Genomic DNA, 20,415 nt, shown 5'->3' with positions numbered 1-20,415 from the left:
CTCCGCGTGATCGCCCAATGCGGCTGAAACCCATCGTCAATCCATCCTCAAAACCTCAACAAAAAGCCTCATCCCCAATCTTTGGTGTAGACCCAGAAAATTCAGAGATCGATCAACTAGCAAGGAGAAATCATGTCTACGAGCAACATCCGAAACTAGAATGAATGCGAAGTGGAGCTTGATGCTATTTTTCAATTGTCGGTTTGTAAAAACCTCCCAAGTGCCAATTTGTTTGCAAATTCGATAATTTCCTGAAAATCAGGCCGGACATTCTCTTGCATCGAATCAAGTGACTGCCTAGCTTTCCGCCGCCGTGTCGATTAAAGCCATTCTTGCCCTGGAAGACGGACGTTGTTTTGAAGGAATTTCTTTCGGAGCAACCGGAACCACCACTGGAGAAATCTGTTTCAATACCTCGATGTCTGGATATCAGGAGGTGATCACAGATCCCTCATATCGTGGTCAAATTGTTGCGATGACCTACCCTCAAATCGGAAACTACGGGATCAATCCTGAAGACGCCGAATCGAATGGTCCGCACATCCGCGCCTTCGTGATTGGAGAGCTCTGCGAAGTGCCGTCCAATTGGCGCTCAAATCAAACATTGTCTGCCTATTTGGCGGAACATGGAATTCTGGGAATTGAAGACATCGATACCCGGGCTCTCACCAAACACCTGCGCACCCTTGGCGCACTGCGGGCCTGCGTCACAACCGAACTGGATGCAGAGGCAGCCGTAGCCGCAGCCCAAGCAGCACCACCGATGGCAGGGTCCGATTTCGTCAAAGAAGTTTCCACCCCGACCTCTTATCGCTGGGAAGCCGAATCGCGTGAATGGGTTCTGCCCAACGCATCCACCGGAGCGACCGGCCCTTACGCCGAACTGCCACCGGTGCGCCATCGCATCGTCGCCTACGATTTCGGCTTGAAGCACAACATTCTTCGCCGTCTGCGCCAAACCGGATTTGATGTCGAGGTTGTCAGTTCTTCCACCACTGCGGAAGAAGTGATGGCGATGAACCCGGATGGCATCTTCCTCTCCAATGGCCCGGGCGATCCTGCCGCGCTGGACTATATCTACCTTGAGCTGCGCAAACTCATTGGCCAGAAGCCGATTTTCGGCATCTGCCTCGGCAACCAACTGCTTGCCCACGCCTTCGGCGGATCGACCTTCAAACTGAAATTCGGTCACCGTGGCGGCAACCAACCCGTGAAAGATCTCCGCAGCGGGAAAATTTCCATCACTTCCCAAAACCACGGTTTCGCAGTCGATGCTGCAACCTTGCCGGACGATGTCGAGGTCACTCACATCAACCTGAACGATGGCACGGTCGAAGGAATGCGTCACAAGATTCATCCCGTCTTCAGTGTTCAATACCACCCGGAAGCCGCCCCTGGCCCGAACGATGCCTCCTATTTCTTCGAGGAATTCGCCGCCCTGATTGACCAATCGAAGCAATAATTGCCGCCCCTCTCATTCAGGGTCGCAAATACCATCTCATGAATACCATCGTCGTAGGTCTCCAGTGGGGAGACGAAGGAAAAGGCAAAATCGTCGACTATTTGACGGAAACCGCAGATGTCGTCGTCCGCGGCCAAGGCGGTAACAACGCCGGACACACAGTCATTGCCAAAGGCGTCCGATACATTCTCAACCTGCTCCCATCCGGAATTCTCTGGGATGGGAAAATCAACATCATCGGTAACGGCGTCGTCGTCGATGCCACCGGATTGGTTGCAGAAATCGAACGCAACGAAGCTCTTGGCGTAGCCGTAACCGCCGAGAAATTGCTGATTTCCGACCGCGCCCACGTCGTCCTCCCCTTCCACAAGGAGCTGGATGCCGCACGGGAAATTGCCCTTGGCGATGCAAAGATCGGCACCACCAAACGCGGTATCGGTCCGACCTACGCCGACAAAGTCAACCGCTGTGGTCTGCGAATTGCAGACCTATTCGATGAGGAATTCACGCGCACCCAAATCAGCCGCCGCATTGCTGAGGTGAACGAGATTCTGGCGAAATATGACCTGCCGCAATTCACCGCCGATCAAGTCATCGAAGAAGTTTACACCGCATTCGAACGCCTCCGCCCTCACGTTACGAATACGATTCCAGTGCTCCATCAAGCCTGGAAAGCCGGACAAAGCATCCTCTTCGAAGGCGCACAGGGAACCCTGCTCGACATCGATTACGGCACCTATCCTTTCGTCACTTCTTCCAATACCACTTCTGGGGGTTCCTGCACCGGATCCGGTCTGCCTCCAAACGCCATTGAACGGGTGGTCGGTGTTTGCAAGGCCTACACCACCCGCGTCGGCTCCGGCCCCTTCCCCACCGTCGATGAAGGCCTTTCAGAATACCTCCATGGACTTGGACGCGAATTCGGCGTCGTATCCGGCCGCCCACGTGGCTGCGGCTGGCTCGATACCGTGCTGCTGCGATTCGCTTGCATGGTCAACGGTGTCACCGGGCTCGCCGTCACCAATGTCGACGGACTCGACGCCTACGATACCCTCCAGATCTGCACTCACTACGAAATCGATGGCGTGAAGCACGACCTTCCACCCGCAGATCGCTCCGCATGGGATCGCGCAGTGCCGGTTTACGAAAATCTCCCAGGATGGAAGACAGACACAACCTCCATCACTGAATACGAGCAACTGCCCGCCAACGCGAAAGCCTACCTCACTCGTTTGGCCGAACTTTGCGGTGCCCCGGTCGCCTTCGTCGGTGTTGGTCCTGATCGTGCTCAAACACTCATCGTCTGAGCCGTTCCAAGATCTTCGCCGACACTTAAAAAATCACCCACCGTTCATCTGCAGTTCACGGACTGCAGGTCAAATTGCAGCGTGAATATCCTCCGCCCCTCGAACTCGACCCGAACCAACTCATCGCCTAGCGACGCCCAAATGCCCCCTGCGCATCCTCAAATCCCAGCCCATGTCGCCATCATCATGGACGGCAACGGTCGCTGGGCCAAGGACCGCGGGCTGCCCCGCCGCGAGGGCCATCGTGCAGGCGCCGAATCCGTGCGGGAAGTCATGGAAGCTTGTAAGGAACTCGGCGTTCAATATCTCACACTCTACGCATTTTCCTCGGAAAACTGGAATCGCCCCCAAGCCGAAATTGATGCGCTCATGAGCCTCCTCGATCGGTTCTTGGATGAAAAAGCCAAGGACCTCGCCAAGCAAAACGTTCGCCTTCAAGCAATTGGCCAACTTGAGCGCCTACCCGCCAAGACCCGAGGCAAGCTGAATAAAATCATCGCCAACACGGCCCATCACGATTCCATGACCTTGGTTCTCGCCCTCTCCTACGGCGCGAGAGAAGAAATCGTCGCAGCCGCCAAGTCACTTGCCCAAGACGCCGCAGCAGGACGGCTCGATCCCGAAACGATCGACAACCAGTTATTCGGCACCAGATTGCAGACCTGCGAAATGCCAGATCCGGATCTCCTCATTCGCACCTCCGGAGAACTTCGCCTGTCAAACTTCCTCCTCTGGCAGATCTCCTATGCGGAAATCGTCATCGTCAAAAAGTTTTGGCCGGACTTCCGCCAAGGTGATCTTTTCGCAGCAGTCAAAGAATACCAAGGCCGCCAGCGTCGATTTGGAGCGCTGTAAAATCTCACCGGCTAGGGGAAAAAAATCATCGCTCACGAAAAATCAGATGTTTCGAAAAAATCCTCTTGCGCGAAAGCACCTCTGCCCCTAAACCTCCGCGCACCCGCGAAGGGGCGTTAGCTCAGTTGGTAGAGCACTTGCATGGCATGCAAGGGGTCAGCGGTTCGAATCCGCTACGCTCCACCACTCTCATAATCAATGAGTTGTGGTTCAAGTTTCCCGAAAATCGTTAAATTGGGAACATAAGTGAGAACAATTCTCTCATTGTCTCAGGTTGTAATCTACGAGATACACAGACTCCCACCGCCCTAAAACAGCTCGGTTTGGATGGCATCCCCCGGTTTGGGTTTTGTTCCTCCTGGCTTCAGGAAATTGGCAGCTTCCGAAAATTCGAGTTCAACCGACGATGGCCCGAATTCGTTCAGCTCCATTTCAAGATACGGTTCGATTTGTGAATCTGCCAAAACCGCTGGCATGCGATCGTGAACCGGTTCCACGACTCGATTCGGTTCCGTGGTGATCATTGAGAAGCATTCGCCGTGCTGTTCGTGGTCCTCCCAGATTCCAGCAATCCACAGCCATTCCTGACCCGGCCTTTGAAATCGCAGGGGAAATTTTCTCCCCCCTGCTTCTGACCACTCAAAATAGGATGCCACAGGAATCAGGCAGCGATTTTCCCGAAAAGCCACATTCCAAGTTTGGCCCGCAAGCTTGTCCTCTCGTGAATTCACGATCGTTCGGGTGACAGACTTTCCCCCTTTGACTTTGGGAGCAAAGGTTCGGCGAAAGCCCCAGGACATTGCCCGCATCGAGCCATCGGGCAGAATGACCGGCGCCGAAAGAGTGGGCCGGATCAACTGAGTCTCCTTGATGCCAGAGAGTTTTCGTATCGTCGCCGGGGTTACACTGGCAGGAAGCCTGCCGCCGCTCTTTCCCAGCTCGTAAGCCGTGCACATTCACGAATGGTAGCGGTTCCTCTCGAACTGAAAACCCAAAGTTTGGTTAACCACTTTGGAACCTCAACCTTGTTCGGAGGACTGCTGAACTTTGACCTTTTCCCGAGCTTCCCGGATGCGCTCGACCACCTTCTCGTCTTCCTCGGTGAAATGGTGCTCGGTTTCCGTCCGCATCGGTCCGCCGCCGGGGCCTGAGTGTTCCAGAGCCATCTTGTCGCCGTAGCTCTTCGGCGCGACTCGGGCGATATACCACTTGAGCGCATCCACCTTGAGTTTGACGGCCTGAACCTTGGCCGATGCTTCGCCCGTCCCCGGTGCTCCTGTGGCAACGCTCTGAGCGCTTCCAGCGGTTTCCAGCATCTCGTCGAACAAGGCATGCGCCTGACACTCTCTGGCTCGCTCGTATTTTGCCCGAAATCCCTGCACGTCCTCTTCCGCCCATCGGAGCACAGAGCGGGCGGCTGGCATTCCTACATCGCGGCAAATCGATCGCAGGCTCTCACCGTCGGAAAGACGCGAAAGGATCTCGGTTGCGATCTTTGCTGAAAATCGAACGTGCTTCTCGGCCATGATTGGAAATGGTGAAGCATGCGCAACTCGTGGCGATTCCCGTGAGTGGTCCCGGAGGATTCTTAAAACGGCGGTTCCTCGTAGTGACTGCCTGTCAGGTCTTGGTGAGTCGAGTAGAGGCGGCATTTCTTCGAACTCATCTCGGCAACCTTCTGCAGGTAGGCCCCAAGCGCTTCCAGCGGTTTTCCAACGCGTTCAACCGCTGGCAAGGCATTCCATCTCCCGGCCCAATCCTCAGCCCATTCCTGAACGTCTTCAGGCGGAAACATGGCAAGCCTACTGTCAGGGATCTCCCGTTCGGCTTCATGGAATTCCAAAGCCCACGCCCTTGCGTGCGCGCGTTGTACCTCTGATTGAATCTCTCTGTAGGATCGGGAGCTTGCCTCCTGATCCGGAAGAGAGAAACCCGCTTCCCTTACTGGTATCCCTTTAGGTATCCCTTCGTCTGTATCCATTTGGGAGGGGTCCCCTAGCTCCATTTGGTAGGGGTGGCCTGTATCCGATTGGGAGGGGTCATTCTTCCCGGAGCTTTCCCGGTCGAATCCCAAACTTTGCACAGCAGGTGCACTGCATGTGCATACCCCTCCCAAACGAGTAGAGGGGTAACATGGGAGATATTCGGTTGTTTTCCCTGGTTTCTTCTTTGCCTCGATCCATCCAAGCTCCACCAATGATTGAAGACTTGAGCGGACAGTTTTCGGATGAATCCGACAACATTCCGCAATTGTAGCAACCGCCGCATCGCATCCCCGACTATTCCCCCGGTCGCCAGCTCGGCGGCAGATGTGAGCCATCACGCGAAATTCCGCAGCGGACAAGCCTGCATCATCAAGCAGAGAAGAAACCCACGCCGGACTATCGTATTTTCTCATCACGTAAAACTGATGGAGGGCGGCGAGTCACAGCCCACCGCCCTTGGTTCTCGTTCGCCGGCGTGTCAGTCCTCTAGCGTTTCTCTTGCGAGAATCACTCGAGCAGCTGCCGCCCATCCTGACAGATTATTCCTTCGAGCATACCCTTGCAGACGAGTCCGCAGGTAGAATGGAAGCTCAAGGAACGACGAGGGTTCCCTTCCCTGCCTTCGTAAGCTCTCCGCCGATTCTCTGGCGTCCAGTGCTTCGCCCGAAAGAATCAAAAGCTCGCGGGAAAATCTCAGAAGCGCCCGGACGTAAAGACCTCTCAAGCTTCGCCGCCGTCCTTCGCCACTTCGAATCATCAGCCGAGAAAGGAAATCGTGATCGCCACGGTTCATTGCGCACCTCCCATTCTACCGACCGCATCCCAGATGTCATGGGTCGCGGACTTGAAAACCAGTTCCTCCAACCCAATTTCCTGAACATAATCGATGAGGGCTTTGGGATCATCAAATACATCGAGTCCCTCTTGTATCAAGGTGCCAACCCAGTCTTCTGGGTCTCGTCGCATCGCCCACGCATCGTATGAAAGAACGAAGCTAGGGCCTTCAGAAAATATCACTGGTATCGTTGATGTGAAACTGCCCGGATCGCGATTGATAACCCGCCAAAGACGGAGAACGGCTGTTATACCTGCGGGATGATCGGCTAAGCCTTTTCCCGTTCTTAAATTGTCCCGGAGTAAATCCATTCCAGCTTGACCAATCGCAGCAGCTACAGCCTCGATTGGTAAATCGTGATCCTTAGCCATCTTTTTGACGGCTGCCGCATCCTCTGGCCGAACACGAGCCATCAGTGGGCCATTTTTAGGAAGGCGTGGAGGCGCTTCGGGTTGGGAATAAACGGGCCGTGCTTGGCGGCGTGTGGGCTTCTTCGATTGGGCGGCGATTCTCTTCGCGCCCTGAGTCTTCTGAGTCATTTTCACAATTTTAGTCGATTAATCGCGGCAAGTAGCCGCAGGTGTCGGGACTCAACTGGGCTTGTGAAGGCCCGGCGCTCATTCCCCCGAAGGGTATTGTATTCACGCTCTCATCCCGGCGTTGCAGTATTCGGTGGCAAGAATCCACCTACGGCACACGGGCACAAAAAACCGGCGCTTTCGGGGACGGCTTACCGTCACAATTTAGTGCTGTCAGGCTAACCTTCGTGGATGACGAGTCAAGAGATTCCTGAAGAATTTGATATATTTTATCATCATCGAACTGCGGTTCATTCCCTTAAAACCTTCTGGACCATTTCCTAGATCGCAACTTTGATAGGCGGCTTCCCGCAATATCGGTAATTCTCTGGAAATCCGGGATTTCTAATTCTTTTGGACACTCCCCGATGAGCAAGGAATCCGCACGCTCTTTACATTCAGAAAGATAGTCACAAAAACTAATTGTGTTCTCCAACAGCCTACCCTCAGTTTCCCTACCTGAAATCCGATTAGATATGACGTCAGCCACCATTGGATCATGAATGAAAGAATCTTCAGCACACCTCCCTAAATATTGAAACCTGTCATGCAGTTCAAGATGAACATATCCCGAGGGAGAGAGGCAGCATAATCTATCAGAATCTACACAGCCACCTTCTCGGATTAAAATATCATATTCACACAAGTATTCAATCTGATTAATAACATCCTCCCGCAGATGCCCTAATCCGGAAATATCTCTAATCAGTTCTGATTCACGATGGAATCCTTTCGCGCCTGATGGACCATTTTCGGTGAGTCGCTTTTTCAACCACTTACAAATTCTTAATCTAGTGAAATGAGATTCGGCCCGTCCAGATTTCAAGCCGTGATAAAGGTTTTTCACCAAAGATTTATCCCCAACATAATACCTCTTATCCATTCTCATGAATATATTGTAGGTTACCGACTCATTAAAGGGCCGAGGATTGCCCGCCGCCTCTGCGTAGAACACTTCCTCAGTTGGAAGATACCCGCTACGGCACAAATTCAAAAAAATCTCCAATCCATTCCTCACATTTTTTGAAGAAAGCCCTTGTATCAATCGCTTGCCTAATTTTTCGTCATTAAATAATGATCGATTAATAGCACGTAAAAATGAGGCGATTTTCTCCTCATCGAATAATATCTTCAAATTATCACCAGCAATGAATGAAAGCCTCTTAGGCGGATTATCCTTAACCTTTTTCAGCAGCAACTTAATCCTAATCATCAACACCTTCTGGAAAGATGGCGGATTTATCTGATACACCAGTGACTTTAACGCGGTATCCAAAGGAGGAGTATCTTTATTTACTTCGTAGGTCGACTCACGAATCGGAAGAATAACTAAAGCGCGAACTTGTGTTTTTATCCACTGAACAACTTCAAACACCCTCAATTGCATCTCGGGAAGGCGCTTGTCGCAATTATCACATACTATGACAAGAAGTCGATTTCTACCTTTACAAAGGAAAAGCTCCAAATTTCGAATTAATCTTGAATCATCTTCAATCCATGACTGTAACTTTTCCATCAACGCCTTTTTATATTCCAATGAGTCAGATCCCAACAAATCTCTCATATATGCTAGATCCCTCTTGATATCTGAGCTGAAAATATTTTTGAGAGTCTCCAAGGTGAATTGCTGAACTTCAGAGTTTTGGGACCGAATACCCTTAACCACCTCTTTTAAAGTCCAAGTATATAACTCATCCAACGCGGAAGGAGCATTATTGAAATTTATCCTAACCCACATCAACTTTTCTCGTTGATTCTCCGGGAAAACCGAATGTTGAAGATGATCCACAAATGTTGACTTACCTGCACCAGGAAGTCCGATCAGGAGCATAACTTTATTAACAAGAGCATCTATATCCTCGAACTGCGAAGTTACTTCAATTGGAGCGCCAGTATCTTGAATTTCTCGACTCTCAATTACCTTGAATGGATTTATTTGATCGACCACCCTCTCGATCTCGTCAATATATCTTTCAGTACGCTTCGTCTTGACGTATGCATTTATAGCCACCTCCTTACGATCATCAATTGTGTCAGGAGTGAACAGGTTAGAATAATGGCTTACGAGTATTTGCCCAAAATCGTTTGGCTTGATTTGTTGGCTCTGCGCATATTCTCCTCCGGCCCTACTTACGGGTCTAAAGGCTTTTTCCGACGATAATGCATCGTGAATTTTTTTTGCTTTTGATTCCAGATTTAACCTGCTACATGCTTCTTGAAACAAACTAAAATCAGCATCCCCAACACAAATTGATTCCAGGAAAAATTCACACGTAATTTCATTGGAATCCCAAGGACCCATTCTTGTAATCTTCCCGTCAGAAACCACACAAATCTGACATGGATTTACATTTGAGGGCGACATTCTGTTAATCACGTCGGCATACAGCCTGGCCTCCTCCATAGCCTTATCCAGATCTTCTCCAGGCGTTTTCACCTCTATAGCTATAAGAGAAAGGCCCTTCACTTGGATAACACAGTCCGGATAATAGAGCTTTTGTGACTTTCCCTTTCCTATACTAAACGCTCTTAGGCTACTCTTTGTTCTAATCCACTCAGGTGGAAGTTCCAGGCCGAGGGGTTTTGGTCCACTCAAGAGCGGGGTTAAAAAATGGGCTTCTACGTCGCTCTCATTTTCAAGCGATACGACATCCGGCGGGAATATGATTTTTTTATTGACTGCTTCCTTTTCCATGCTAGTTGTGCGGCGCGAATTTCGTAAACCTTCAAATTGAAAGACTCCGAGGAGGCTGCTGAGCGTGAGCTCCGCAGCCTCCCTTATTTCTGGATCATGCTGACCGTTTTGTTCAACCGATCAAGCAAATGGTTCGCCTGAATTGCAGGACAATCCTTCCCCTCCGGTTCAATCGTGTTGTCGGTATGATTTCCCCCCCCCTTTCGAATCCGTCCTCCCTAATGCTAAGTTTTGCTCCTTAACTTTGCAGCCTTCTCTACCCCGTGATCCATAATTTTGGGAGGAAGACCTATTTAGGACTCAAGGGCCGATCGCAAATCAGCCCTCGAACCGCTCGCAATACGCCATGTAAAGCGCTGAATCCCTGCGAAATACCTTGTTCACGCCATCGTCCAGGCTGGCAGCTTCGCCCGACTGAACGAGAGCTAACGCACGGCGCTCCACCTCCTGATTCGCTTCTTCGGCGGCTTTGACCCGTTGCGCTTGTTCGGCGCGCTCTGAGGCTGGCTGGAGGCTTTCGCAATAGCGCTCGTAGAGACTCGGATCGGCTGCTGCGACGCGGGAATATCCCTCGCCCATCGTTTGCACCTCCCCTGCAGCCACCAGCGCACTCGCACGGCGCGTAAAGGTTTGCTCCGGGGTTTCGTTTCCGCCCCCGGCATCTGCAGCCGCAATCCGTGGCATGCTGCGGAAAGCAGGATTGTTCACTAGGGAGCCAATTGAACCACGAGACGGAAGCCCGGCAGGTGTCCCGTCCTCATCTAAGAGGAACTCCGGTGAGAAATAGGAGTAATCCCTACCCTCCACTGCGACGCGACCCGCATTGGTCCAATCAACTGCCAGCACAATCCCCACACCGGGCCGATAGCTGAACGACTTTGGAAGTCCTGCAGCCGCTCCGCTTGCCCGGTGATCGAAATCGAGAATGGGTCGGACGTTCTCACCCTGGCGTCGGGAAAGGTCACGCTGGAATGCAGCAGCAACTTCATGACCGCGTTGCGGGGACAGCCTGACAACCACGTCGCCGGGTTTGCCGTCCACCGTGGGCCGGATTGCGTGTTCGCCTTCCGGGATGTAGACGATTTCCGAAGGGGCGAATCCTCCGTCCGCCCCTTGAATAAGTGCTTGGTTCATTGCTGAGCAGATGGGGTTGGATTTTCCTCAAGCAGCGGTAGTGCTGCTTTGAGATGCCCGATGAGTTTGCGAGGATCGCGGGATTTCCCACCGACCGTCATCTGCAACTTCATCCGGCTATATCGCTGAGCCTCGCTCCTGCGATTCCCAATGCCGTCGCAGTGCTTGAGCACCTCTTCGATTGGTTGGGTTACGCTATGACTCTCACGCCGATCTTGAGGGATGAAAGCGAGTATCTGAGCCGAAACATATTGTGCGCGCTCCTTGGCTAGCCGGTAAAGCTCGCTGCAAACCTCGTCCCAGCGATCGAGTAAGGTGCTGTTGTGGTCGAACCATGCGCTGTCTCGATCACGGACAATGCGGCTCGTCTCAATCTGACAAAGTTCGACAGTTCTCTCAGCCTGCTTTCGCTTATCCAGAAGCTCGGAAGCGCTGAGAGTGCCGTCGTCATGCAAGAGTTGCTTCGAGGTGTGTTGAACCTCCTCGTAGGCAGACTGCGCATTCGCAGCGGCTGCATCCTTGGCATTGAGGTCAGAAAGAATCTCTTCCAGCTCGTTGGAAAGCTTTTGGGAAAAGGTGGAAATAGTTGGTGTAGGGTGTAAAAGACTCACAACCGGGAATTGTCCGCACCGGGGGAAATCTTGCGAGCTTGTCGAGTGGTCCCCGATTTTTGAAGTATTCCGAATATTGAACAATTATACGATTTATGAAGATTGATTTAACCAAAGAAGACGTGGAATCGATTCTTGAATCCCTCGCTTACTCCAAATTGAATATATCGAATTCGCCAGATACCCCATACCAAATCAAAAGGGACAAACTAGACCACATTGATAGGATTAGAGAAAAAATTCAGGCGAGCAAGGACAACACCTAATCAGTCATTTAAAAGGGGCCTGATGGGGCTCGTCCCCAAGTTTCATGAAATCATTTCAGCGGATCTCCCAAACTTCCGAACCAGCCAAGCAACGCCCTTCTGTGTGACATAGGTTGTCAGCGTGACGTGCTTCTCACCTTTACTGTCCTCATATGCGCTCTCGTTGACCGTGAATAGGCCTTGGCTGATGAAACGTTTGAGCGGCAGATTGTGACGCCTTCCGCCAGTCATCAAGACGCCTGCCTCCCGAAGCTTGTTCAAGAGCGTGTTCCGCCCAAATGGAAGCTTCGCGAGCCTGACCGCTGCTGCCATGTCCAGCACGTCATTTGAAGCCGTCACGCGGTCGTGAAACTCGATCTTGGGCGCGGCTTCTTCGAGCTTGCCGTCCTGCTCGTTGACCTTCTCCTGCAGATCGGCCGCAAGCCGGAGAGCTTCGGGAAGCGTCTGAGGAATCGCAAACGGCTGCATTGCCCGGCGCTCGCATTCGATGAAGTATTGGCGGGCCTGCTTGCCCTTCTCGTTGCGTTCGACCATCGAAAGCTCTTTGGCCATGGCGAGGGTGACGTGGTATTCAAGCGACGGGCGACCTCCGGAACTTTTCGCCAATTCTGGCGTAAAGTCGGTGCCTTCGCTGAAGCCGTATTTCTCGATCCGGTCTTTGATCCAGTTCGAGAAGTCTTTGCCGACCTCAAGGAACTGATGAAGCTCCCGTGCGTTGACGGTTTGGATGCCGGCCTGCGATTGAATGGGAATCAAAGCATTCATTACGCTTGGGTTCCTTTCCCCTCAATGGCTTCAATCACGGCGTCCAGGTCAAAGCGGACTACCTTGCCGATCTTGATGTGTGGGATTCTCCCTTCGTCCTTCCAGCCGTAAACGGCTCTCTCGGTGACGTTGTAGCGGCGGGCAATATCACGGGCTTTAACCCAGTTCGTTTCAGATGTGGTGGATGTCTTCATAACGTCGTGAATTATCTGATCGGGACGCGGAGATTGTCACCGCGCGCGAGTGGTCCCCGGTCACCAAGTCGCTCTTGTCTGCCTCAATTCGCTTTGAAGGTTCTCCACTGCCTGGGCCTGTTCGTTGATCAGGGAAATCACCTGCCGCAAGCTTGCTACTATGGTTTTGCCGAAATCATCCTGACTCCGGGCAAGATCCTGAATCGCCCTGGTAACACTAGAAGTCATTTCGGATGAAACGGTGACCCCTTGCACCTGCTGGGCAAGTTTCTGCATCTCGCTCTCGATCTGCCTTCGCTTTGTCTCGATCACTTCGGAAACTCCCGATGCATCAGCCTGAATGCGATTCTCGATCTCGGTGCGTGCCGAGGTGCTTGCTTCTGCCGCTTGCGTCGCAATCGATTGCTGATCGGTTTGGATGGAGGCGTAGGAATCCTTCAGCCCGTTGTAAATGCTGTCTCTGAGCTTTTGGGCTTCTTCGGAAATCGCCTGATTTGTATCGGCCTCAAGCGTACTGAGTGAAGCTTCTCCCTGTGCAATGATTGCCTCCTTGGTGGCAACGTAGGTTTCCCGCGCTGCAGCAAGGTCACGCTTGGCCGATTCCGCCTCGTCTGCGGCATCGTCCGCTTCACCGGACAGCTTTTTGTATTCTGGATGGTTGGCATCCCGATAGAGATCACCCGCAGATCGTAGTTTGCCCAAGGCCTGGTCTGCCTGCTCTTGAGCTGCATCCGCTTTTCGCTGGATCGTCCCAAGGCTCTCGTCGAGTTCGGCAAGCTGGTTCTGGATCCGGACTTGCAAAGCACGGGCTTCCGCCGCTTGCACGTCGCCACCAGTGTTCCGGGCAATGGTGATATCAGCATCCGCCTTGGTCTGCTCCGCGCTACGCTTTGCACCCCGGAGCGCGTTGATTCGGAGAATCGTTTGCTCCTGCTTCTCCAGCTCCTTGGTTTCACGCGAGTAGGTTTCTAACAGGAAATCATTTCCGATCTCACGGCGAAGTTGTTGTTGGGCTTCCAGCAATCGCTTCGGTTGCTCTTCCAGCTCGCGCAATTTCACTGCCAGATCCTTTTGCGCCTTTTTCATGTCCGCGAAGGCAGAGGCAACGCCAGAGGCACCACCCGCGATTCCGGCAAGTGTTCCAATCACCGGATTGCCGGTGGCAACAAAAGCGCCCAGGCCCGCGGTCATGACACCAAGTGCGTTATCGGTCTGTTCAAGCGCTCCTGTTAGTCCTCCCAATTCATCGTGGAATGCCCCGCCTGCCTTGGTCGCATTCTGCAGCTCGTTTACCATTCCCCGCAGGAATTCCGCAGCTTGCAGCGCAACCATGGCACGGGTTGCTTGAGTGATTTCGTTTAGCTGGGCTTGTTCAAGTTCGCGGGCTTCCGCTGCCTCCCGTTCGTCTCTCCGGCGCTTGGCCTCGATGACATCGCGTTGACGCTGAGCTTCAAGTTCTGCCTCCGCAGCTTCTCTGGCTCCCTGAGCATCCGTGTCATGAAAATCTTCTACTGCCTCAGTCGCCTCTTTGGTTCGATCAATGGTTTGCTCCAGCTTATCCAAAGTTGCCTGGTCCCACTGCCGCAACGTGCCGTCTCCGCCAGCATCCGATTCCGCGCGCTTGCGGGCGTCGTATTGCTCAAGCCTCCGCTCACGATCCTCTTCCGCATCCGCCAATTCCCGCACCGCATCTGCAGCCCGCTCGGTGTTCTGGGTCGATTCCTTCAGCTCTTTGCTGACGCCTTCCTGCGCCTTGCTCAATCGCTTCTGCGCTTCGGCTTCCCGCTCGATAGCCTCCGCCAGTTCTTCGACGCTCTCCTTGGACTTGAGCGCATCCCGCATCAAGGAGGATGACGACGAGCTGACATCATCGATTGCGCTTTCTGCCTGTTTTGCCCCTGTAGTGTCTGCTTTCGTATCGAATGCGATCTCAACCTTTTTATCCGCCATACGTGAATTGTTTCCGTCTGACTGAGAATTGGCCACTTGCACGAGTGGTCCCCCGGTTTCCATAGGGTGGCTATTGGCCCGGCCATTGCCTTTCCCATAGCTACCCCAAGCCTTGAGGTTTGAGCCTGAATGCTCATGCTTCACCGCCTCACGCAATGATCCGCAAACTTCCATCATGGGTTTGGGCAGGTGCCTGGCTCCTCGCCTTCGTCGCTGGCATGATCAACGTCGTCGGCTTGTTAGGCTTCGAACATCAGGCCGTCACCCATCTAACAGGAACAACCTCGCTGCTTGCGGAATCAATCGCTATCGGGAAACTGCCTGAGATTTTCCGGCTGTTGGGCGTGATCGGTTCATTCCTTGCCGGAGCGATTGCAAGCGGTTTCATCATTCAGGATAGCACCTTGAATCTGGGTCATCGCTATGGTGTGGCGCTGTTTCTTGAGTCCGCGCTTCTCGCGCTTGCCACGTTGCTTTTGGCGCAAAGTAGCACCGCCGGAATCTGCCTGGCATCCGCTGCCTGTGGCCTTCAAAACGCCATGGCCAGCACTTACAGCGGAGCGGTTGTTAGAACCACCCACGTTTCCGGCATGTTCACCGATATTGGGATTTTCCTCGGGCACCTGCTTCGCGGTCTCAAGCCAGATTACAGACGCCTTTTCCTCTACTCCCTGATCATTTCAGGCTTCATCATGGGAGGCATTGCCGGCGCAATTGCATTTCATCACTTTTCATACCGCACGCTTTGGATACCTGCAGCCATGACTGCTTCAGCTGCGATCCTCTACGAGTTGAATCACATAATCCGCCCAGGGCAACCTCTGTCGCACTCGCTGCGAGGAAGGTTGAAGCAAGGTTGATCCTTGTTTTGGGTGTTTCTATAGGACGAAAGGAAATCCTGTTGTCCTATTCCGGCCTCTTCCAAGGTGTTTCGGATGTCCCGCATTACTTTATCATGGCGCTTCCAGTTGACCGCTCGCGCGCGATCCTTTCGGAAATCATTTGTCCATTCCTGCCCCTTTTTAGGGACCGACAAAAGTCACTCAGTGACGAAATGCTTCACCCGCTTTTGGCGTCGGTCGCATAGGGTCAGCCCAAGTTTTTCATAGCTTCTGATGATCACGTCGCGGAGCTTCTTTGCCTCCTCTGGATCGGCAGTGCTGAGCTTGTTGACGATTCGTTTTCCCACAACCTTCGTTCCCAGGTTGATCGTTAGGCGGACTTCCCATTTACCCCGGTGTTTGTCCCAGACGAGGTGATGGAGCGGGTCTTGTTCGCGCAGGGGCTTTGGCGCACTCGCGCACTGGAGAAGGCGCAGAATGGAAAGTGGCAGTGTCAGTTGTTCGGCTTGCATGTGATGATTGGCTTTCAAGGTGAATGGGTGGAAATGGTTTAGAGGTTGGTGCCTCGCGCGTGCGTGCGCGGGTCATGGTGACAAATCGGGCTGGGTTTCATGCTGCTTGGTTGTCGAAATCGAACTCAATGCAGCGCTCTGCGAGACGACGAATGATGTAAGGCGCATGCTTGTCGTGAAGCACTTCGGCCAGACCTTCAATTGGTCCATTGTCGGTGAAGATTGTTGCCCGTTTCCATTCGTGCCTGAGCTTGATTACTTCCCAAAATCCATCGCTTACGCTCTCGGTTGCCATCTTCCGCTTGGTCAAGTCGTCCAGGACAAGCAGGTGGCAATTCTTGGCGGCCTCGATCAAATCGTGGGCGTGACTTTGAATTGATTGCCCAAGCGAAAATTGATGCCTGAGCCGGCATGCTTCCGAGAACCGGTCGCCGTCCAGCCAGACCACTGGCTCACACCCGGTTTCCCTCCAACGTATGGCCTGTTGACCGTGTTGGGCGATCCAGTGCAAGGCGTAGAGATAGGCGATTCTCGTTTTGCTTCTACCCGAGAGCTTCGAATGAAACCACATCCATTCAGGGCCTTCCCAAGCCTGCTTTACGCGCGCATAACAGGACGCATTGAATTCCGGATGATTGCGATCTGTCTCCCGAATTTCGGGTGAAACGATCCGGGCAAGAATGGCGTGGGCGGATTCAATTGAATCTTTCCAAATTTCACTATCGCGGCGGTTTTTCTCAGCGATACCCTGCTGGCTCTTTGGGTAGCAAGTTTCGCAATACCCGTCTCCATACCAAGGGTTATCCCCGTTGCAGCTGATGCACGCTTCCGGCCCCGAAGGCATCGAGTCGATGATTGCCGAGAGCTTGTCTAGAGACGACATCCCGCGCTTGGTTGGTTCTGATTTGGTCAAGTGTTCGATGATGGTGTTCACGATTATCCTTTTTTGATTTTGCTGGCATATTGATTGATCTGGGCGGCGTTGGCGGAAGGAGATGGAGGCGGATGCCTACCTGCGATCGGAGTGGTGAACGCAGTTCCCGTTGCTGTGGAAGTGCGGGCGTACCCTCCCCGCTCCTGAGCACGGGTCAGCCAGTTGGTCAGGAATCGACCAGGATACTTTTTCTTCTTCGCCGGATTCACTCGAAGCCATTCACTTGCGGAGGCAATCGAGGAGTCGAGATTCACGGTGGGAAAGGCTTCGGACCATCTCTTGTGATCTTCTGGGGTGATTCCTTCGAAGCCATTTTCAAAGGTCCATCGGATCGTCTGTTTCGCCGCCGGTGGCGAATCGGAACTCGTTCCGTTCGACGCAAAAAGATCTGTTTCCGTGTGTCCTTGTTTCTTTATTTCCTTGTTGTTAGTTCCCCCTGGTTTCCCCTTTGATTCCCCCTGGCTTCCCATTGGAGTTGCTTCTGGCTCCCCCTCAGCTTCGTGAAAAACGCTGAAAACCGTTGAGTTTATTAGCTTTGCGCGTGTCCCTTTGTTCCCCCCTTGGAACGCCACAAGTTGGCACTTTTCGAGCCGCGATTTGGCCACTTCATAAGCCTTCTTGGAATGGAGTCCGGCTTTCTTCCAGTCTCCGATCAAAGCCTCCCCGGCGCGCAATCCAGAGATAGGGCAATCCTTCCATTTCGCCCTCAAAGCGATCTGGCAAAGCAGGAGAAACGCGTTCGGATACCCCTCAAGCAAAGCCAGAGTTTCCTCCGACCGGCACAATGCAACCCAGCCCTTCATGCATCCTCCCCCACCTCAAGCGAGTCTAGTAGATCGAAAAGCCGCTGGACCTGCCTCTTCTTTCGCGTAGCCCCAGGCCTTGCCATCTCGGCAAGCTCCTCAGGACTGGGACCACTCCCAAAGTTTGGATGATAGCCGGAATCGAGGTTTACTCCGCAGCGAACTGGCTCACATCTACTGCCTGCCCCGCTCCCGAGCACATTCGGGGCGGGGTTCTTTTTTGGGCAAGCTCTCACGCTTCACCCCTTTCCTCTCCGCCAGTCGCTCCTTTTTCAAGCAACCTGGCTATTGAGTCTAGATCCCAAAGCCTCTTTCCCTTGAGCTTGCCACGCTCTTTCAAAGAGGTTGACCGAATTTTCCCCTCAGCGTGCAGTCTATAAAGACTCGCACGGGATATGCAGAAAATTTGCGAGGCTGTTTTTGAGTCTCCCCATTCTGGACGTAATTGCACCCCCCTCATGATATACCCCCTTGAGCCAACGAATTGATATCAACTCTAATATCATCGCATGAATAACCATTCTCTGCTTTCGAAAGAGATTTTCTTTGGTAATATGCTTGATTTATACTTAAAAAATCGCAAATGCCACGGGCATTACTTTGCGTTCCGCATAGGTGATTGAAGAGAAATTTAACAATTCTCCTCTGCAGTTTTATTAATAGTTTATTATTCATTAGGCGTGCGTTGTTCGCTCGCCTTTCTTGTAACACAGCTTTTAAAAAGCACTTCGAATCTTAAACTTATGTTTAAGAAATTTTGTTTGAGGATGTCACTTTTGTGATGAATTTCAGATTTTTTTGTTTGGGACGTAATGTGGAGACCAGTAAAATTCCTAAATATTTTATTGACGCATTTTAGATACCTCCGTGTCTCAAGTCGTTCTGAGTTGTTTCAGGGGGTATGAAAATTAAAAGCGGTTCACACAAACCTCAAATTGAGGGTAGTTTTTCCAGTGCCCTGGCCAGCGTCTCGCGCTCGGTGTGAGTATATTTGGCGTGAACGTCGGCCGATTCATGCCCGACGATCCTACGGCGGATCTCTTCGGAAACGTCGAGGTTAGCAAGGTTCGACGTGAGACTGTGACGAAGAGCATGGAAACTTCTAGCGTGCTGAGCTCGTTGGCCTCCTTTCGTTCCTTCGCGAAGATTCCTCCTATCGATCTGTGCGTGATCCATGATGGCGATGAACATGGAAGAAAGGCCATGTCGTCCACCTACAGGGGATTTCACAAGTGCCGGAAACAGCGGCACGCTACCAGTGGAAGGGCTTTGTTCTTTCAGCCAAGACAAAAGGCGCGGATGCAATGGCACCTCCAGCCGCTTCTTTTTTCGGCTGGTTTTGGCTGGAATGAATGAAAGCGAATTTCCGCTGAGATTCACATTCTCCCAGGTTAGGGCTGCGCAGTCACCAATCCGCGCACCAGCATAAAATCCAACAAGGATCATGCCTTGCCAACCAATGCACCTGGCGGCACGGGTTTCAGTGTCGGCAATTCCAGACGGGAAAACGGAATTTTGCCAGTTTGGATCTCCGGCTGACTCCATCAGTTTGCCAACTTCTGCCATGGAAAAAACCTCGCGCTCGGTAGAATCATCCTCGGGAAGTCGTTCTAGCGCAGCACATGGGTTCGCTAGCAGTAGCCCTTCTCGCATAGCAGCTCGAAACATCCCTGCCACATCAGCAGCATAGTGATTTGCGGTTTTAGCAGTGCGCTGAATCGCAGGCGCATTGTTTGCCTTGATACGCTTTCCTGAGGTCTTTTCTCCCGTTTCTGACCAGCCAGTTCGTATTGCGTCTCTAAACGCCCTCACATCCGATTTAGTGACGGATTCGAGCTTCCCGTCAGCCTTACTTCCCAACCAAATTAAGAATGATTCGATATGGGCAGAATAGCGTGCTATCGTCGATTTTTTGCCAGTTGTTGCTTTCACCGCGAGCCAATCGGCAGCCCAGCTCCTGACGGTGTAAAATCTCAATGGCTCACCTGTGGAAACCTCACAAAGGCGAGCAATCAGCTCTCGTGCCCTCGCTTCCGATAACTCTCCCTTGGCGGCAGCCGCTGCAGCTTCAGAAAGGATGGCGTAGGCTTTCGACGCGCTTTCTCCCTCGGCAATGCCAGCTGAACGCTCCAGCTCTTCGAGCCGGATGGCCTCAACCATAGCTTCGGAACGCTTACGCTTCTTTGTCGATTTCTTCAGGCGACGAACCGTCCCGTCAGGCAAAGTCACATCGAATGCAGCAAACCAATACGGAGAATTGTCGCGTTTTACCAGAGAGGCCATGTGGGAACAAAAGTGAGAACGTGCACCGTGTCTCAGGCTGAATCAACACGTTCCCACTTTCAACAAAAACCTATAAACCATTGATTCTACAACCTAAGGAAGCGATTCAGCGGTTCGAATCCGCTACGCTCCACTTTTCCCTATCCCTCTGTTTTTCAGGGATTCACACCTGAACCGGGGTCTACACCAAAGATTGGGGATGAGGCTTTTTGTTGAGGTTTTGACGTTGGATTGATGATGGGTTTTCAGCCGCATTGGGCGATCACGCGGAGCCGGTAGTTTTCGAAGTTTCTAAATCCATACGCACGACGTTGGATCAGTTTCATTTTCCGGTGGAAGCCTTCGGTGATGCCGTTGTTGCGCACGAACCGCCACATGCATGCGATCGACTCCTGCCAGTCTTC

20 protein-coding genes, 1 tRNA gene and 1 pseudogene are annotated in these 20,415 nt (G+C 52.5%); 5 read left to right on the top strand and 17 right to left on the bottom strand.

What is annotated here, in order from left to right; genetic code table 11:
• The first annotated feature begins 319 nt into the window (after positions 1 to 319).
• The 4 genes from carA to JIN85_RS18375 all read left to right on the top strand — a co-directional run bounded on the left by carA (position 320) and on the right by JIN85_RS18375 (position 3,810).
• Positions 320 to 1,462, top strand: coding sequence for a glutamine-hydrolyzing carbamoyl-phosphate synthase small subunit (carA, locus tag JIN85_RS18390; RefSeq protein WP_200273555.1), 1,143 nt, complete (start codon positions 320 to 322; stop codon positions 1,460 to 1,462).
• 38 nt (positions 1,463 to 1,500) lie between these two features.
• Positions 1,501 to 2,769 (top strand): adenylosuccinate synthase, encoded by a 1,269-nt coding sequence (locus tag JIN85_RS18385; RefSeq protein WP_200273551.1) that lies wholly within the window; start codon positions 1,501 to 1,503, stop codon positions 2,767 to 2,769.
• A gap of 81 nt (positions 2,770 to 2,850) precedes the next feature.
• Positions 2,851 to 3,624: an undecaprenyl pyrophosphate synthase gene (gene uppS / locus JIN85_RS18380; RefSeq protein WP_325109891.1), complete on the top strand. Its 774-nt coding sequence runs from the start codon at positions 2,851 to 2,853 to the stop codon at positions 3,622 to 3,624.
• A 110-nt stretch (positions 3,625 to 3,734) separates the two neighbouring features.
• Positions 3,735 to 3,810 (top strand) — tRNA-Ala (locus JIN85_RS18375).
• Positions 3,811 to 3,932: 122 nt separating this feature from the next.
• Here the strand turns inward: JIN85_RS18375 and JIN85_RS18370 are convergent.
• The 11 genes and pseudogenes from JIN85_RS18370 to JIN85_RS18325 all read right to left on the bottom strand — a co-directional run bounded on the left by JIN85_RS18370 (position 3,933) and on the right by JIN85_RS18325 (position 14,814).
• A complete protein-coding gene (locus JIN85_RS18370) occupies positions 3,933 to 4,580 on the bottom strand; it encodes an SOS response-associated peptidase (protein ID WP_200273549.1) in 648 nt (215 codons plus the stop codon).
• Positions 4,581 to 4,643: 63 nt separating this feature from the next.
• Positions 4,644 to 5,150 carry a terminase small subunit-like protein gene (locus tag JIN85_RS18365; RefSeq protein ID WP_200273547.1) on the bottom strand — a complete coding sequence of 169 codons (507 nt, stop codon included), beginning with the start codon at positions 5,148 to 5,150 and terminating at the stop codon, positions 4,644 to 4,646.
• 62 nt (positions 5,151 to 5,212) lie between these two features.
• A complete protein-coding gene (locus JIN85_RS21485; protein ID WP_234047510.1) occupies positions 5,213 to 5,419 on the bottom strand; it encodes a hypothetical protein in 207 nt (68 codons plus the stop codon).
• Between the two features lie 393 nt (positions 5,420 to 5,812).
• A pseudogene (locus JIN85_RS22370) lies at positions 5,813 to 6,022 on the bottom strand (helix-turn-helix domain-containing protein); the annotation flags it as partial.
• 376 nt (positions 6,023 to 6,398) lie between these two features.
• A complete protein-coding gene (locus JIN85_RS18355; protein WP_200273543.1) occupies positions 6,399 to 6,983 on the bottom strand; it encodes a hypothetical protein in 585 nt (194 codons plus the stop codon).
• A 298-nt stretch (positions 6,984 to 7,281) separates the two neighbouring features.
• Positions 7,282 to 9,717: a type I restriction endonuclease gene (locus tag JIN85_RS18350; RefSeq protein ID WP_200273541.1), complete on the bottom strand. Its 2,436-nt coding sequence runs from the start codon at positions 9,715 to 9,717 to the stop codon at positions 7,282 to 7,284.
• A 318-nt stretch (positions 9,718 to 10,035) separates the two neighbouring features.
• A complete protein-coding gene (locus tag JIN85_RS18345; protein WP_200273539.1) occupies positions 10,036 to 10,851 on the bottom strand; it encodes a phage protease in 816 nt (271 codons plus the stop codon).
• A complete protein-coding gene (locus JIN85_RS18340; protein ID WP_200273537.1) occupies positions 10,848 to 11,462 on the bottom strand; it encodes a hypothetical protein in 615 nt (204 codons plus the stop codon). Before JIN85_RS18340 ends, JIN85_RS18345 begins: the two co-directional genes overlap by 4 nt.
• Positions 11,463 to 11,770: 308 nt before the next feature.
• Positions 11,771 to 12,493, bottom strand: coding sequence for an antA/AntB antirepressor family protein (locus tag JIN85_RS18335; RefSeq protein WP_200273535.1), 723 nt, complete (start codon positions 12,491 to 12,493; stop codon positions 11,771 to 11,773).
• Positions 12,493 to 12,687: a helix-turn-helix domain-containing protein gene (locus JIN85_RS18330; protein WP_200273533.1), complete on the bottom strand. Its 195-nt coding sequence runs from the start codon at positions 12,685 to 12,687 to the stop codon at positions 12,493 to 12,495. The genes JIN85_RS18335 and JIN85_RS18330 overlap by 1 nt, the downstream gene beginning before the upstream one ends.
• Positions 12,688 to 12,747: 60 nt before the next feature.
• Positions 12,748 to 14,814 (bottom strand): coiled-coil domain-containing protein, encoded by a 2,067-nt coding sequence (locus JIN85_RS18325; protein WP_200273531.1) that lies wholly within the window; start codon positions 14,812 to 14,814, stop codon positions 12,748 to 12,750.
• On the opposite strand from JIN85_RS18325, the gene JIN85_RS18320 reads away from it, so the two are divergent.
• Positions 14,793 to 15,497, top strand: coding sequence for a YoaK family protein (locus JIN85_RS18320; protein WP_200273529.1), 705 nt, complete (start codon positions 14,793 to 14,795; stop codon positions 15,495 to 15,497). The genes JIN85_RS18325 and JIN85_RS18320 overlap by 22 nt on opposite strands.
• Here the strand turns inward: JIN85_RS18320 and JIN85_RS22365 are convergent.
• The 6 genes from JIN85_RS22365 to JIN85_RS18295 all read right to left on the bottom strand — a co-directional run.
• Positions 15,434 to 15,583: a hypothetical protein gene (locus tag JIN85_RS22365; protein WP_425494637.1), complete on the bottom strand. Its 150-nt coding sequence runs from the start codon at positions 15,581 to 15,583 to the stop codon at positions 15,434 to 15,436. The genes JIN85_RS18320 and JIN85_RS22365 overlap by 64 nt on opposite strands.
• Before the next feature lie 93 nt (positions 15,584 to 15,676).
• Positions 15,677 to 15,991, bottom strand: coding sequence for a hypothetical protein (locus tag JIN85_RS18315; protein ID WP_200273527.1), 315 nt, complete (start codon positions 15,989 to 15,991; stop codon positions 15,677 to 15,679).
• A gap of 97 nt (positions 15,992 to 16,088) precedes the next feature.
• Positions 16,089 to 16,925 (bottom strand): P-loop NTPase family protein, encoded by an 837-nt coding sequence (locus tag JIN85_RS18310; RefSeq protein ID WP_200273525.1) that lies wholly within the window; start codon positions 16,923 to 16,925, stop codon positions 16,089 to 16,091.
• Positions 16,926 to 16,927: 2 nt separating this feature from the next.
• On the bottom strand, positions 16,928 to 17,728 hold the full coding sequence (locus JIN85_RS18305) for a hypothetical protein (RefSeq protein WP_200273523.1): 801 nt from the start codon (positions 17,726 to 17,728) through the stop codon (positions 16,928 to 16,930).
• A 930-nt stretch (positions 17,729 to 18,658) separates the two neighbouring features.
• On the bottom strand, positions 18,659 to 20,011 hold the full coding sequence (locus tag JIN85_RS18300) for a tyrosine-type recombinase/integrase (protein WP_200273521.1): 1,353 nt from the start codon (positions 20,009 to 20,011) through the stop codon (positions 18,659 to 18,661).
• A 245-nt stretch (positions 20,012 to 20,256) separates the two neighbouring features.
• A partial coding sequence (locus JIN85_RS18295; RefSeq protein ID WP_200273519.1) for a transposase occupies positions 20,257 to 20,415 on the bottom strand: 159 nt, incomplete at its 5' end.

The sequence above is a fragment of the Luteolibacter pohnpeiensis genome (assembly GCF_016595435.1).
Lineage (GTDB): Bacteria > Verrucomicrobiota > Verrucomicrobiia > Verrucomicrobiales > Akkermansiaceae > Luteolibacter > Luteolibacter pohnpeiensis.
The sequence above is the reverse complement of the archived record's forward strand: the minus strand, read 5'-3'. Positions and strand labels throughout refer to the sequence as shown.

Coding starts and splice junctions, on each gene's coding strand:
- JIN85_RS18355 (WP_200273543.1), bottom strand. CDS start 6,983: ATGACTCAGAAGACTCAGGGCGCGAAGAGAATCGCCGCCCAATCGAAG.
- JIN85_RS18365 (WP_200273547.1), bottom strand. CDS start 5,150: ATGGCCGAGAAGCACGTTCGATTTTCAGCAAAGATCGCAACCGAGATC.
- JIN85_RS18305 (WP_200273523.1), bottom strand. CDS start 17,728: ATGAAGGGCTGGGTTGCATTGTGCCGGTCGGAGGAAACTCTGGCTTTG.
- JIN85_RS18330 (WP_200273533.1), bottom strand. CDS start 12,687: ATGAAGACATCCACCACATCTGAAACGAACTGGGTTAAAGCCCGTGAT.
- JIN85_RS18350 (WP_200273541.1), bottom strand. CDS start 9,717: ATGGAAAAGGAAGCAGTCAATAAAAAAATCATATTCCCGCCGGATGTC.
- JIN85_RS18345 (WP_200273539.1), bottom strand. CDS start 10,851: ATGAACCAAGCACTTATTCAAGGGGCGGACGGAGGATTCGCCCCTTCG.
- JIN85_RS18320 (WP_200273529.1), top strand. CDS start 14,793: ATGATCCGCAAACTTCCATCATGGGTTTGGGCAGGTGCCTGGCTCCTC.
- JIN85_RS18385 (WP_200273551.1), top strand. CDS start 1,501: ATGAATACCATCGTCGTAGGTCTCCAGTGGGGAGACGAAGGAAAAGGC.
- JIN85_RS18370 (WP_200273549.1), bottom strand. CDS start 4,580: ATGTGCACGGCTTACGAGCTGGGAAAGAGCGGCGGCAGGCTTCCTGCC.
- JIN85_RS21485 (WP_234047510.1), bottom strand. CDS start 5,419: ATGTTTCCGCCTGAAGACGTTCAGGAATGGGCTGAGGATTGGGCCGGG.
- JIN85_RS18300 (WP_200273521.1), bottom strand. CDS start 20,011: ATGGCCTCTCTGGTAAAACGCGACAATTCTCCGTATTGGTTTGCTGCA.
- JIN85_RS18325 (WP_200273531.1), bottom strand. CDS start 14,814: ATGATGGAAGTTTGCGGATCATTGCGTGAGGCGGTGAAGCATGAGCAT.
- JIN85_RS18315 (WP_200273527.1), bottom strand. CDS start 15,991: ATGCAAGCCGAACAACTGACACTGCCACTTTCCATTCTGCGCCTTCTC.
- JIN85_RS22365 (WP_425494637.1), bottom strand. CDS start 15,583: ATGCGGGACATCCGAAACACCTTGGAAGAGGCCGGAATAGGACAACAG.
- JIN85_RS18335 (WP_200273535.1), bottom strand. CDS start 12,493: ATGAATGCTTTGATTCCCATTCAATCGCAGGCCGGCATCCAAACCGTC.